Source organism: Paenibacillus sp. HJGM_3 (assembly GCF_045062745.1).
Classification (GTDB): Bacteria; Bacillota; Bacilli; order Paenibacillales; family NBRC-103111; genus Paenibacillus_AA.
This window is the reverse complement of the sequence record NZ_JBJGED010000008.1, coordinates 228,957-241,590: the sequence shown is the minus strand read 5'-3', so window position 1 is coordinate 241,590 and position 12,634 is coordinate 228,957. Positions and strand designations below refer to the sequence as shown.

Annotated in this window: 13 protein-coding genes; 12 read left to right on the top strand and 1 reads right to left on the bottom strand. The window is 57.6% G+C overall.

Translation table 11 applies throughout. From position 1 onward, the window contains the following. The 8 genes from ACI5FR_RS12070 to ACI5FR_RS12035 form a co-directional block, all read left to right on the top strand. A partial coding sequence (locus ACI5FR_RS12070; protein ID WP_405454716.1) for an ABC transporter substrate-binding protein occupies nt 1-588 on the top strand: 588 nt, incomplete at its 5' end. Between the two features lie 23 nt (nt 589-611). Next, nucleotides 612-1,511 carry a carbohydrate ABC transporter permease gene (locus tag ACI5FR_RS12065; protein WP_405454714.1) on the top strand — a complete coding sequence of 300 codons (900 nt, stop codon included), beginning with the start codon at nt 612-614 and terminating at the stop codon, nt 1,509-1,511. After that, nucleotides 1,508-2,338: a carbohydrate ABC transporter permease gene (locus ACI5FR_RS12060; protein WP_405454712.1), complete on the top strand. Its 831-nt coding sequence runs from the start codon at nt 1,508-1,510 to the stop codon at nt 2,336-2,338. Before ACI5FR_RS12065 ends, ACI5FR_RS12060 begins: the two co-directional genes overlap by 4 nt. Nucleotides 2,339-2,578: 240 nt before the next feature. After that, nucleotides 2,579-3,382 (top strand): lipid II flippase Amj family protein, encoded by an 804-nt coding sequence (locus tag ACI5FR_RS12055; RefSeq protein WP_405454710.1) that lies wholly within the window; start codon nt 2,579-2,581, stop codon nt 3,380-3,382. A 234-nt stretch (nt 3,383-3,616) separates the two neighbouring features. Then, nucleotides 3,617-4,165, top strand: a complete 549-nt coding sequence (locus ACI5FR_RS12050; protein ID WP_405454708.1) for an RNA polymerase sigma factor — start codon at nt 3,617-3,619, stop codon at nt 4,163-4,165. After that, the gene (locus ACI5FR_RS12045) at nt 4,162-5,532 is read left to right on the top strand and encodes an anti-sigma factor family protein (RefSeq protein WP_405454706.1); all 1,371 of its coding nucleotides are present in this window, start codon (nt 4,162-4,164) and stop codon (nt 5,530-5,532) included. The genes ACI5FR_RS12050 and ACI5FR_RS12045 overlap by 4 nt, the downstream gene beginning before the upstream one ends. Nucleotides 5,533-5,773: 241 nt before the next feature. After that, the gene (gene holA, locus ACI5FR_RS12040; RefSeq protein ID WP_405454704.1) at nt 5,774-6,787 is read left to right on the top strand and encodes a DNA polymerase III subunit delta; all 1,014 of its coding nucleotides are present in this window, start codon (nt 5,774-5,776) and stop codon (nt 6,785-6,787) included. A 78-nt stretch (nt 6,788-6,865) separates the two neighbouring features. After that, nucleotides 6,866-7,984, top strand: a complete 1,119-nt coding sequence (locus ACI5FR_RS12035; RefSeq protein WP_405454703.1) for an SGNH/GDSL hydrolase family protein — start codon at nt 6,866-6,868, stop codon at nt 7,982-7,984. Nucleotides 7,985-8,058: 74 nt separating this feature from the next. On the opposite strand, the gene rpsT is transcribed toward ACI5FR_RS12035, so the two are convergent. Continuing rightward, nucleotides 8,059-8,331: a 30S ribosomal protein S20 gene (gene rpsT, locus ACI5FR_RS12030; RefSeq protein WP_405454701.1), complete on the bottom strand. Its 273-nt coding sequence runs from the start codon at nt 8,329-8,331 to the stop codon at nt 8,059-8,061. A 205-nt stretch (nt 8,332-8,536) separates the two neighbouring features. Between rpsT and gpr the strand changes: the two genes are divergently transcribed. The 4 genes from gpr (at nt 8,537) to ACI5FR_RS12010 (ending at nt 12,628) form a co-directional block, all read left to right on the top strand. After that, nucleotides 8,537-9,532 (top strand): GPR endopeptidase, encoded by a 996-nt coding sequence (gene gpr / locus ACI5FR_RS12025; protein WP_405454699.1) that lies wholly within the window; start codon nt 8,537-8,539, stop codon nt 9,530-9,532. 144 nt (nt 9,533-9,676) lie between these two features. Further along, nucleotides 9,677-10,894 carry a hypothetical protein gene (locus tag ACI5FR_RS12020; RefSeq protein WP_405454697.1) on the top strand — a complete coding sequence of 406 codons (1,218 nt, stop codon included), beginning with the start codon at nt 9,677-9,679 and terminating at the stop codon, nt 10,892-10,894. A gap of 38 nt (nt 10,895-10,932) precedes the next feature. Next, nucleotides 10,933-11,748 (top strand): divergent polysaccharide deacetylase family protein, encoded by an 816-nt coding sequence (locus tag ACI5FR_RS12015; protein WP_405454695.1) that lies wholly within the window; start codon nt 10,933-10,935, stop codon nt 11,746-11,748. A 91-nt stretch (nt 11,749-11,839) separates the two neighbouring features. Beyond that, entirely contained in the window at nt 11,840-12,628 is a 789-nt protein-coding gene (locus ACI5FR_RS12010; RefSeq protein ID WP_405454693.1) for a YheC/YheD family protein, read from the top strand. The last annotated feature ends 6 nt before the right edge of the window (nt 12,629-12,634 follow it).

The following is a 12,634-nucleotide window of genomic DNA, read 5'->3' as shown; positions in this document are numbered from 1 at the left end:
TGGACGAAGTACAAGGACGTGCTGCTGGAAGGGTATGACCGCTTCAACAAGCTGAATAAGTACGTGTTGACCGGCAGCTTCACATATTCGATCGAACAGGGCTTCCAGGCATTCGCGAAAGGCCAAGCGGCTATGGTGCTCGGGGGGACGTGGTCGTCGGCCAATATCGAGCAGCAAAACCCGGGCTTCAAGTGGGGCTTTATGAACTTGCCGTACGCGGCGGACAAAGACAACAGCTACATCTATACGATCGAAGACGGGCTAGCCATCAATGCGAAGTCCAAAAATATCGAGGAAGCGAAAACGTTTATGGATTGGTTCTTCAGCAAAGACAATTTCGCCAAGATCATCAAGGCCAAGCAGAACATGTCCGCGATGCCGGGTGTCGGCGAGGTGCTGCCAGTGTTCGCCGAAACGCAGAACTGGCTGAAGTCGGGCCGCGTGTCTACGTTCGCCAATCTGGGCCCGATGACGAATCCGGTCTTCATCAAGCTGAGCGAGACGGCGCAAGCGGTCACCTTCGGCGGCGATGTGAACAAAGCGGCAGACGAGTGGGTCAAGGAGTACAACGATAAAATCAAAAAATAAGTCCGATGTTCGGCGGGAGGCCCATGAGACTCAAAGGCATTCACAACCTCAAAACGTTCTGGACCGGCATTTTGTTCCTGCTGCCGATTTCCGTCATGATCTTCACGTTTATGCTCGTGCCCGTCTTTCAGACGATGTACTACAGCTTGACGAATTGGGACGGTCTCGGCGACTATCGGTTCGTCGGCTTGAAAAATTATAAGCGGATCCTCTCGGACGCCTCGTTTGTCAGCACGATGTACCGCACGCTCTGGATGGGGCTCGCGATTGCCTTGCTGACTAACATCCTGGGCATGCTGCTCGCTCTGGCCGTCAACCAGGCGTTCAAGACGCGCAACTTGCTCCGGTCGCTGTTCTACTTCCCGAAGCTGCTGCCGATCGTGCTGGGGGCGTACGTCTGGGGCTATATTTTGGATACGAACAACGGGCTTATGAACAAGCTGCTAAGTTCCTTGATGGGGAATTCGGTCAAAGTGCTGTGGGTCGATTCACCCGATACGGTCGCCTTCACCATTATTCTGGTCGCCGTGTGGCAGCTGACCGGGCCGATCATGATCGTCTACCTGGCGTCATTACAGTTCGTGCCGGCCGAGATTAAGGAGGCGGCTATCGTAGACGGGGCTTCCCCTGCGCGCAAATTTTTTACCATCATCCTGCCGATGATCGCGCCGGGCATTACCGTGAACACACTGATCGGCCTTGCCGCGGGGCTCAAGCTGTTCGATCTGCCGTTTGCGCTGACCGGAGGAGGTCCGGCGCGAGCCAGCGAGACGCTGGCGATCCGGATCTACCGCAATGCGTTCCAATCGCTCGATCTCGCCTATGGCATGGCCGCCGCGTTCATCCTGGTCGTGTTCGTCCTCCTCATTACGCTGGTGTTCGTCGCGGTGACGAAGCGCTATGAAGGGAGGGCCTACGAATGAACCCGCGTATGAAGAAACGACTGTTCGAAGGGGCGGTCCTCCTGGGCGCTTTTCTCTATAGCATCCCGCTCTACTTGATCGCAGTGAATGCCTTGAAGTCCAACGAGCAGATCCAGCAGAGGCCGCTCGCCTTCCCGGATTTCAGCGTCGGGATCGACAATCTCGTGCGCGCCTTTCATGCGATGGACATTTTGAAGGCTTATGCCGTCACATTCGGGATCGCGGCGCTCAGCTTGTCGTACGTCATCGTGTTCTCCTCGATGGCCGCCTATGCGATCGCCCGCATCCGGCACTGGTTTTTCCGGACGATCTACTGGTTCTACGTCTCGCTTATCATGATGCCGATCCAGGCGGCGTTCATTCCGCTGATCTTTGTGTTGAAGAAGTTTCATTTGTACAACAACTTGTTCGGCATCTCGGCCGTTTACGTAGGCGTGTTGTCGTCCTTCAGCATCTTCATGTTCGTCGGGTTCATCCGGGGCATCTCGATCGAGCTGGAGGAAGCGGCCAAGATCGAAGGCTGCTCCATGCTCCGGCTGTTCGTGCAGATCATCTTCCCGCTGCTGAAGCCGATCAGCGCGACGCTGTTCATCTTTCACTTCGTGCATATTTGGGACGATCTGCTGCTGCCCCTCGTGCTGCTCACGTCCAACCAATATCCGACCGTCACCCTGAGCCTGTACAAGTTTTTCTCCGACCTCGGGCAGACCGACTTGAGCTTGCTGTTCGGCGGGTTCATCCTCGTCCTGGCGCCGGTGATCGTCATGTTTTTGTTCCTGCAAAAATATTTCGTCAGCGGGCTGCAGGCCGGTGCCTTGAAGGGGTAGGGGCGTGTCGATAAAGAAGTTAAACATGTGAGAGATCTGGGTTCCAAGTGAAAAGGGATCGCCTAATCTCAGACATCTCACGCAAATTGACAGTTTCCAAGGAAAAGTATAATAAAAAAACGGCTTAACCAACTGCTGCTTCCGGTTAGGTCGTTTTTTTTTGTTTACTTGTATTTACTCGCCGTAGCTGAGAGAATGAGTACAAGGATTTTCCATTGGATGCGAGAAAGGGGCGGATGTATGAACGACAAGCTGCTGCTCATCCTGCTCTTCACCCTGCTCATCAACGCGATCGAGACACTCTCTTACTCCGCCCGTCTGGCCGGCACCCGTTCCGCCCGCCTGGCGAGCGCCTTCTCCTTGTTCAACATTATCGTCATTTTCTCCCGGACGGCGAATATGGTTCAGATGGTGCTGATCGCGAGTCTGGTCGACCGGGCGATGCGGACCGGCCAGCTCGAGCTGGTGAGGGAACAATTCCGCTGGATTCTCGGCTCGGCTTCTCTCGGTACGGTCGCGGGCGCGCTGCTCGTGCCGACCTTCGTCGCCGTCTTCGCCCGGGCGATCTTGCGTCTCGACGCCAGCGGCTCGGTGCCCTACTTGCTGAAGGAAGCGCTGCAAGCGAAGCATCTCGGAGCGGTGAAGCACTATTTTCGCAGCCCGCGCCTGGCGTTCGTGCACAGCTTCCGGCTGGGCGGCGTGCCGAAGCGGCTGCTGGTGCTGAATACGGTCATTACCGCTATCTACACGGTCGGCGTTCTGTCCGCTCTGTACGCCGGCCTGCTCAGCCCGGATCGCTCGACAACGACGACGCTGTCCTCCGGGATGATCAACGGGATCGCCACGATCCTGCTCGCGCTTACGATCGACCCGAAGGTAGCGCTGTTGACCGACCAGGTGCTGTCCGGCCGCAAGGCCGGCGCCCAGATGAACCATATGGTTCTCATGCTCGTGATTTCGAGGTTTTTCGGCACCGTTCTGGCGCAAGCGCTCTTCATTCCCGGCGCGAAGTGGGTCGTCTGGATGAGCCAATTTTTTGTTTGATCGCGCTTTGGGGATTTCATGGTTCGATTGTCTCATTTCTGATAAAATGGATGAGAGCCGCCTTAAGATTGGAAGAAAAAGTGCCGGACGCGCTTACCGGAGATACCGCGCGGGGAGCGGATTAGTCTCCTTTAGGTCGCGTCTTTTTTTGCATGATTTAGTGGAAATATACGGGCGGGTGCAACCTTTTTCCTATCCGGCTCGTTTAAAATGTTGCAAGAGAGGGGGAACCTTGTGGTAGCGAAGGAATTAATCATAGCTGCCCAATCGGGCGATCGCGACGCTCTTATAACCCTATTGCGAGAGATCGAATCACACATATATCGAACCGCCTACTACATCCTGGGCAATGAACAGGACGCGAAGGATGCGGCTCAGGAAGCGCTCATTCGCGTGTATACCAAGATTACGTCCTATGAGGAAAAAGCCCAGTTCAAAACATGGGTACAGCGGATCGTCACCAATATATGCATAGACAAGTTTCGCCGGACGAAGACGACCGTTTCCATCGAGGAGCATAATATGGTGTTCACCTCCACGCAGGATGTGGAAGACGAGATGCTAGCTACATACGTGGCCAAGGACATCCAGGAAGCGATCGACAAGCTGCCGGATCACCACAGGGCCGTCGTAGTTCTGCGCTACTTGCAGGATTTCTCCTATAACGAAATTGCCGATTCATTAGATTTGCCGTTGAACACCGTGAAGTCTTACTTGTTCCGCGCGAGGCAGCAGCTTCAAACTTTACTCCGTGATTATCAGAAAGGTGGTGTGCGGGGATGACATGCGAAAAGGCGGTGGATTGGATGCAGCGCAGCCTGGATCATGATTTGGACGATTCGGAGCGCGAGGCTATGCTGGCTCATATAAGCCGATGCAGCGAATGTACCGAGATGTATACCCGACTCCAGCAGCTGTCGCTTGAATTAGCCCGGTTGCCGAAGGTGATGCCGCCGATCAGTTTGGTAGACGCGATTCTTCCTAGGCTGGACGAGATAGACCGCCTGCGCTCCGAATCGGCGCAGGGCGTAACCGAAGGCCAGACGAGCGCCGCCCATCACGCCTCGCCTGCAGGCTGGCTCGGTCGGCTGAAGCGGACGTTCCCGCTCGGCGCGGTTGGCGGTGTTGTAGCCGCCGGCGTCATGCTGGCGCTGTTCATAACGAATCAAGACGGGATGACGAAGCAGCAGGCAGACGATGCCACCTTGATGAGGCAATCGCAAGAGACCGCTTCGAGTATGAGGTCGAAGGCGTCAGAGGCCGCGAGCCAGCAGGATCAGCTTGCCTCCAAGATAACGTCCGGAAGCGCAGGCAGCCAGGCAGCCGCGTCGGGATCGGCCTCCACGACTTCGCCGGTGGCGCCGATGCTCCAAGAACCGGCAGGCGGCCCGACGCCGTCGTCGACCCCGGTACCAATATCGGGCGGTTCGAGCCAGCCGCTCCTCATCGCGCCGACTCCATCTTCGACGTTCACTCCGGCGGAGGGTAAGGGAGAGAGCAAAGGAGACGGCGTGTCGATCACCGGAGCGCCTAGACCGACCGGTTCGGCGGAGCTATATAATACGGATCCGAATACGAATGCGACGAATGCCGCGAACGCTTCGAACGCCTCTAACGCTTCTAACTCGACGAATGCTTCGAACGCTGCGAATGCGTCGAGTACGACGGAAGGCCCGGTAGGGGGGGAGATCGCCGACAAGTTCGAGGCGAGTTCCGAGCCCACGATTAGGACGCCGGATCCTAACGCCGACACGTCCGGCAGTATCTCCAACAAATCGGCGCCAGGCACGACCGGCTCAGACTCGGCGGACGACAAGAGCAAAAGTGGGCCTGCCACGGTGACTCCGTCTCCTGAGCGGCCCCCGATGGGGCTCACCGCGCTCCCGCCGGTGCTCCGGCTCGCCTCCCCGGATGGGCAATACCTTGCCATCTATGACACGGTCTCGCATCGGGTCACGATCAAGTCCTCCGACGAGAAAACGCTCGTCTACGCCTCCGAGCAAGTGTGGACTGAGCTCGATGCGGTCCGGTTGAACCGCTGGGCAAGCGCTACGTCGGTGTCCTACACGGTCGTGCAGGGCGAGAGCGAGAAAACGTTTCTCATCGACATCGTGAAGAAGCAGGAGACGGCGGAGACGGATGCAAAATAAGTTGGGAAAATCCATGCACACAACGTCAACCGGTACGTATGCTATAGTAACAAAGCACACGCCGCTGACATTGTATGACCACTCGCCAGGAGTGCCTAGGACCCTCCTGACGGTGTTTATATAGATGTGCTGGGACAAAAGGATGACGTCCAAAATCTACGGATTTTGACGTGATCCTTTTGTTTTTGCTACTATGATTGCAGAAGCACGGACAATTGACTATAGAAAAAGGTGCGGACGAATGGATTATAAATCGGCGGCGAGGGAAATCGCCAAGGGAGGCGCACGTCCCCTATACGTGTGCTACGGTCCGGAGCGCTACTTGCTCCAGGAATTCATCCAGTTTCTAACCGACAAGCTGATCGATCCTGCGGTTCGGGAGTTCGCCATCTCCCGTTACGACTTGGCCGAGACGAGCCTGGACACCGTCCTGGAGGATGCGGGCACGCTTCCCTTCATGGCGGAGAAAAAGCTGGTCATCGCGAAGAACGCCGTGTTCCTGACAGGAGCCAAGGATACGTCCAAGGTAGAGCACAACCCGGAGAAGCTGCTCGACTACCTCAAAACTCCATCCGACTTCAGCGTGCTGGTCCTCTTGGTCGATGCGGAGAAGCTCGACGAGCGAAAGAAGCTGGTGAAGGCGGTCAAGGACAGCTCCGTCGCCTTCCCGGCGCTGTCGGCGGAGGACTTGATCGCGTGGGTCGGCCGTCAGGCGGAACGGGCCGGATTCAGCTTCGCCGCAGGAGCGGCCGATCAATTCGTGCTGTATGCGGGGAGCAACCTCCAGACCTTGTCCGCCGAGATCGAGAAGCTGTCCCTGTACGTCGGGCAGGGCGGTCGCGTTACCGGGGATGTGGTCGATGCACTTGTGACTCGCACGACGGAGCAGAACGTGTTCATCCTGATCGAAGACATCGTCCGGCTCCGGCTGCAGCGGGCGTTCACGATCCTGCAGGAGTTAATTAAGATGAAGGAAGAGCCGGTGAAGCTGACGCTCCTCATCGCAAGGCAGTTCCGTATCATCCTGCAGGTGAAGGAGCTGTCCCGGCAAGGTTATTCCCAGCAGCAGCTGGCGAGCCAGCTCGGGCTGCACCCGTATGCGGTGAAGATCGCCGCCGAACAAGGGACGAAGTACAAGGACGAGCAGCTCGTTCGCATTCTTGAGGAGCTGGCAGAGCTGGACTATAAGCTGAAAAGCGGGAAAATCGACAAGGTGCTGGGCTTGGAGCTGTTCCTGCTGCGTTTGGCGGCTTGAGTTTTTTGTTGACATCCTCCCCCCATGAGACGAAACTAGGGAAGAAAGCCATTCATGGAACAAGGGGGAGAACGAATTATGGCTGAACCGCAAAAATCGCAAGTGCAACAGTTGGATCCGAACATGAGGCTCGAGGAGAAGGAAACGGACGGCATTCGCTGGTATTCGCCGAAGGAGGCGCCGTTCCAGCTCGCCGGCTTCCCTTGGCTGGAGCAAGAAGGCCTGTACCGGCGCTTGCCCGCCAAGCCCTCGCATCCGATCCGCACGCCGGTCGATCAATTGGCGGATTGCACCTCGGGCGGACAAGTCCGCTTCCGGACGAACTCGGGCAAGCTGTTCGTGAAGGTCGTCCTCACGGGCAGCGGTTCCATGTACCATATGCCCGCGACCGGGCAGTGCGGGTTCGACTGCTACATAGGTGAGATAGGCGCCATGAAGTACGTGAGCACGACCCGATTCGACCATACGTTAACGGAATATACGGCCCCATTGTTCGATTGGCCGAGCTTGAGCGGCGAGTCGCGTCCGATCACGCTCAACTTCCCGTTGTACACCGGCGTGAAGGAGCTGTACATCGGGCTGATGGCGGATGCATCCTTAGAGGCGCCGACGTCCTACGCGAGCGACAAGAAGATCATCGTCTACGGGACGTCGATCACGCAGGGGGGCTGTGCCAACCGTCCAGGCATGTCCTATACGAACATTTTGAGCCGTCGAATTCCGTACGAGTTCATTAATGTAGGCTTTTCCGGCAACGGCTTAGGAGAGCCGGAACTGGCTCACATCTTATCGGAGATCGAGCGACCGGCGCTGCTCGTACTCGATTATGAGGCGAACGTAGGGGCGGCGGAAAACTTGCAGCGGACATTGCCGGAGTTCATTCGCATCTACCGGGAGCGTCATGCGGACGTGCCGATCCTGGTCTGCTCGAGAATTCTCTATGCACGGGATCGTTTCGAACCGGAACTGGCTGCTCTATGCGACATACGACGCAGCATCGCGCAAGAGACGGTAGCCTCGCTGCAGGAGGCGGGAGACCGCCGTATTGAATTTTTCGACGGTGGGACCTTGCTGGGGAACGACTATGACGAGTGCACGGTGGATGGGGTTCACCCGACGGATCTGGGCTTTCAGCGCATGGCGGATGGCTTGGAGCCGGCGTTCCGCCGGATGCTGGAGACGGGGAAGGAAGGCTAGTCGAGAAGTGCAGCACGAAAAAAGTCCTTTGCGGCCGCGAATGCGGAAGCAAAGGACTTTTTATGTTCCAACCCTTAGCCTTGAGCGGAAATCGAGTTGAACAATTTCGCCAGGCGGGATTTTTTGCGGGCAGCCGCATTTTTATGAATTAATCCTTTTGTCACTGCCTTATCAAGCTTCTTCGTAGCAGCGAGCAAGGTTTCTTTCATGGATTCCACGTCTTGGCCCGCAGCAGCAGTTTCGAACGATTTCACTGCAGTGCGAAGTGCAGATTTCTGGGAAGCGTTCTGAAGACGACGCTTTTCGCTGGTTTTAACACGTTTGATTGCGGATTTAATGTTAGGCATTGCGTTCACCTCCTTAAGACATTGCCAATTCCATTGCTACTTCATCTCAAGCACAACTTCACATATTCTATCACGAGCCCATGCAAAAAGCAACCAGGAAACAGGCAAACCCCTTAAGTGCAAAAGGGCCCGGTGAATAACGAAATCCGCATCTAGGCAACCTAGAACTGGGTTTTCACGTGGAAGAAAGGAGCGGAAATGCAGCATGGACAATCGATTGTACGCGGTCCGCACGGACCTTGCCCTGGAAGCCAAAGAGATGGCTTCCCAGACGCTCGGAGAGACGATTCCCGGCGTCCACACCGAAACGATTCAAAACGAGGACTGCACCTTAACGCGGATGGATATTCAGAATGAGCAGGGCTCCCGCGCGGTCGGCAAAATGATAGGGCATTACATAACGTTCGAGGTCCCGCGCCTTCGGGAGAAGGATTCCGACCTCCAGGATCGGATCGCGACGAAGTTCGCCCAGGAATTCGCTGGGTTTCTGGACAAAATCGGCATCACCAAGGCGGCTAAAGTGCTCATTATCGGGCTCGGCAACTGGAATGTGACGCCGGACGCGCTCGGTCCGCTCGTGGTGGAGAACGTCATGGTGACGCGCCATTTCTTCGAGCTGATGCCGGATCAAGTCAGCCCGGGTTACCGACAGGTGAGCGCCGTCGCACCCGGGGTGCTCGGCATTACCGGGATCGAGACGAGTGAGATCGTGCAAGGGGTCGTGGACCGGTCGAAGCCGGATCTCGTCATCGCGATCGACGCGCTCGCCTCCAGAGCGCTCGAGCGGGTTAACACGACGATTCAGATCGCCGATACGGGCATCCATCCCGGCTCGGGCGTCGGCAACAAACGCAAGGGGCTGACGCGCGAGTTTCTAGGCGTCCCGGTCATAGCGATCGGCGTTCCTACGGTCGTATACGCCTCCACCATCGTCAACAGCACGATGGATATGCTGCTCTCGCATTTCAAGAAGCAGACGAGCGCGACTCAGCAAATCTTCGGCCTGCTCGACGGCATGCAGGAGAACGACCGCCTGCAGATGGTGAAGGAAGTGCTCGATCCGCTCGGCCACGACCTGCTCGTCACGCCGAAGGATATCGATCAGTTCATCGAGGACATCGCCAACATTATCGCGAGCGGGTTGAATGCGGCGCTGCACGAAGCGATCGATCAAGACAATGTCTCCGCGTACACGCACTAAAGCTGGAATGGACTGAAACGACACCTATGTCGACTGCGGCGATGTGGGTGTTTCTGTTAAGTATAAAGCCCTTGGAATTAGCAAAAAAGAAGTGTGGAAACTAAGGATACGACTGAAGCTAAGTTAGGGAAAGGAGGCATCGCCATGCGGGTGAATACGATCGGCAAGCTGCTGATGGCGGTCTGCCTGTGGTTGACCGCCTTCGGGACCGGCCCGGGCAGCTCGCTGATCGCGGCCGAGCGCCAAGGCCCCGTAAATCCGGCCGACCCGAACCGGGCGGAACAGACCGGAGCCCCGGAAGCGGTCCAGTTCCGGCTCGAGGTACGCTCCAGCCCGGTGGCGACCCAGATCAGCTCGGTGCCGCTCGCGGAGACGCGAATGAGCAAAGCATGGGCGAAGCGGAGCGAGCCGAACCCGCCGCTTGACGGTAATAAGGTGACCGAGCTGCTGCTGCCGCTATCCGATACGGCGCTCGTGGTGCAGTCCGCGGAGGGCGAGGTGCGACTAGCTCTGGTTTCACCGGATTTGCTCGTCGAGCTCGGGACGGGGAAGCAGTGGACGATCGGCCGATCCTCGTGGAACTGGCTGCGGGCGCAAGCGCTGGAACTCAGGGTGCGCCATTACGGGACGCTGCTCGATTGGAAGGACGCTCGGAACAAGCTGCCCCGCAAGAGCGTCTTCCAAGTGACCGATCTTGAGACGGGGCTGTCGTTCCGCGTACAGCGAAGGGCCGGCAGCCAGCATGCCGACGTTCAGCCCATGACGAAGGCGGATACGGCGATCATGAAACGGATCTACGGGGGACAATGGAGCTGGAAGCGAAGAGCCATCCTGGTCGTTACCGACGAGGGCGACCGGTTGGCGGCTTCCATGCACGGCATGCCGCATGGAGGTGATGGCATCCCGGGCAACAATTTTTCTGGACATTTCTGCATCCACTTCCGGGGGAGCACGACCCACAAATCCGATTCGGTGGACATGGCGCACCAATTGATGGCATACAAAGCGGCCGGCAGACTGGTCGCCTATCTAGAGAGTCTGGAGCCTTATGAGCTGGCGGCCGCCTTGCTGGAAGGACTGGGGCAGCACGATCACGCCATCGTGGCGGCGGCGACTCCGGGCCTATCCCCGGAGGACCGGAAAGCGCTGGACAAGCAGTTCGATACCGTAACCGCGGTCAAGCTGGATAAGTGGGAACGGTCGGACCTCTCGGAAGGTGCATTGACCGAACAAGTCCGGCAGACCGCCCTTGTCTCTCGCAAGGGAAGCCGGTCCGCCAAAGAAACGTTTTCCTTCACCGCAGCGAGAGCAAGCCTGGACTCGCCGTGGCGTCTAATCGACATCGTTAAGACGCCTCGTTGATCGCCTGGAGCTTAGTTAAGAAAGGAAGCTGGGTTCGAATGCGCAAGTCGAACAAATACACGTTGGCTGCTCTGATCGTACTATTGGCTATACTGGCTGCAACCCGGAGCGGCGTTCAAGCCGCACCGGCTGAATTGTCCCCAATCACTCCCGGCGAAGCTCCGGCGGCGACGAAACGGGTCGCGATTGTGATCGACGATTTCGGCAATCGCATGAGCGGCACGGAGCAAATGATGGAAATGCCGGTTCCGATTACGGTAGCCATCATGCCGTTCATGCCGACAACTAAGAGCGACGCGGAACTCGCGCAAAAGGCCGGTCATGAAGTGATCGTCCACATGCCGATGGAGCCGCTGCGGGGCAAGAAGAGCTGGCTGGGACCGGGCGCGATCATGACCGCGATGAGCGACAACGAAATTCGCCGGAAGGTAAACGAGGCGATCGACAGTGTGCCGCATGCCATCGGGATGAACAACCATATGGGCTCCAAGGCCACTACCGATCCCCGGGTGGCTCGTATCGTGCTGGAGGTATGCAAGGAGAGGGGGTTGTTCTTCCTGGACAGCCGTACCTCTTATTTCAGCTTGATGAAAAAAATCGGACAAGAGGTCGGGGTCCCCGTCGTGGAAAATCAACTCTTCCTTGACGACACGGTCAGTCAAGTCCATGTGAAACGGCAGCTGCGCAAAATCCTCACGCACCTCGAAGGGGCCAATCAATGCATTGCCATCGGTCATGTCGGCGGTTCCGGCAAAACCACAGCCTCTGCATTGCGGGAGTCCATTCCCGAGCTCTCCAAGCAGTTCGAGTTCGTGAAGCTTTCCACGCTCGTACCGAGGTTGTTAACCCGCTGACGCCCGGCCGGACATCCGCACAGCCGTTCCAGGCTCCTTCCGCATAGCATAACGATAAGCCTGATGGGGGCCCGCGGAAGGGGGAGCGTTCGTGAGCATTCAGTATGTGAGGAGCAAATGGCTCCGGACCGAGGCGGTGGCCCGTGATCGCCGGGTGCGCGCCTATGTGCCGGAAACCGCTATTTTCGCTGCCGGCAGCCTCACACGGATGTTGAACAGTTACAACACGGTTTATGTGAAGCCGGATCATGGGAATCATGGCACCGGGGTTATGCGCGTTTGGAGGAGCAAAGCCGGAGGCAAATACTCGGTCCAGTCGGGCAGCCGGACGCGATCGTACCGTTCGGTCGGCGCGCTCTATACCGCACTGCAGGCGGCGAGGATCGGCCGACAGCGCTATCTGGTGCAGCGCGGAATTCGGCTGTGCCGGTATGAAGGGCGGCCGTTCGATCTCCGCATAATGGTGCAGTCCAATCCCGAGCATAAATGGGAGGTCACGGGCATGCTGGCCCGGGTGGCCGGATCGCGGGGCGTCGTCACGAATGTCCGCCATGGCGGTGCCGTTGTCTCGATGGACCGAGTCTGCCGCAGCATCGGCATGAATCTGAGCCAGATTGCGGCGCTGCGCAGCCGGCTTCGGAAAGTGGGCCTCAGAACCTCGTCCGCGATGCTGCGCCGGTTCAAGCGGATCAAGGAGCTAGGCCTCGATGTTGGCCTGGATAAATCCCGGCGGCCTTGGATCATCGAGGTGAACACAAGCCCGGACTTGTCTTTGTTTTTACGCGTGAAAGACCACAGGGAGTTTCGCAAAATGTACAAGTATGCGCTCGCCTACGGGAAAAAATTCCCGCCCCGCAAGTCCAAGCGGTCTAAAAAGTAAGTCACA

Coding starts and splice junctions, on each gene's coding strand:
- rpsT (WP_405454701.1), bottom strand. CDS start 8,331: ATGCCTAACATTAAATCCGCAATCAAACGTGTTAAAACCAGCGAAAAG.
- ACI5FR_RS12045 (WP_405454706.1), top strand. CDS start 4,162: ATGACATGCGAAAAGGCGGTGGATTGGATGCAGCGCAGCCTGGATCAT.
- ACI5FR_RS12020 (WP_405454697.1), top strand. CDS start 9,677: ATGCGGGTGAATACGATCGGCAAGCTGCTGATGGCGGTCTGCCTGTGG.
- ACI5FR_RS12055 (WP_405454710.1), top strand. CDS start 2,579: ATGAACGACAAGCTGCTGCTCATCCTGCTCTTCACCCTGCTCATCAAC.
- ACI5FR_RS12035 (WP_405454703.1), top strand. CDS start 6,866: ATGGCTGAACCGCAAAAATCGCAAGTGCAACAGTTGGATCCGAACATG.
- ACI5FR_RS12060 (WP_405454712.1), top strand. CDS start 1,508: ATGAACCCGCGTATGAAGAAACGACTGTTCGAAGGGGCGGTCCTCCTG.
- gpr (WP_405454699.1), top strand. CDS start 8,537: ATGGACAATCGATTGTACGCGGTCCGCACGGACCTTGCCCTGGAAGCC.
- holA (WP_405454704.1), top strand. CDS start 5,774: ATGGATTATAAATCGGCGGCGAGGGAAATCGCCAAGGGAGGCGCACGT.
- ACI5FR_RS12065 (WP_405454714.1), top strand. CDS start 612: ATGAGACTCAAAGGCATTCACAACCTCAAAACGTTCTGGACCGGCATT.
- ACI5FR_RS12015 (WP_405454695.1), top strand. CDS start 10,933: ATGCGCAAGTCGAACAAATACACGTTGGCTGCTCTGATCGTACTATTG.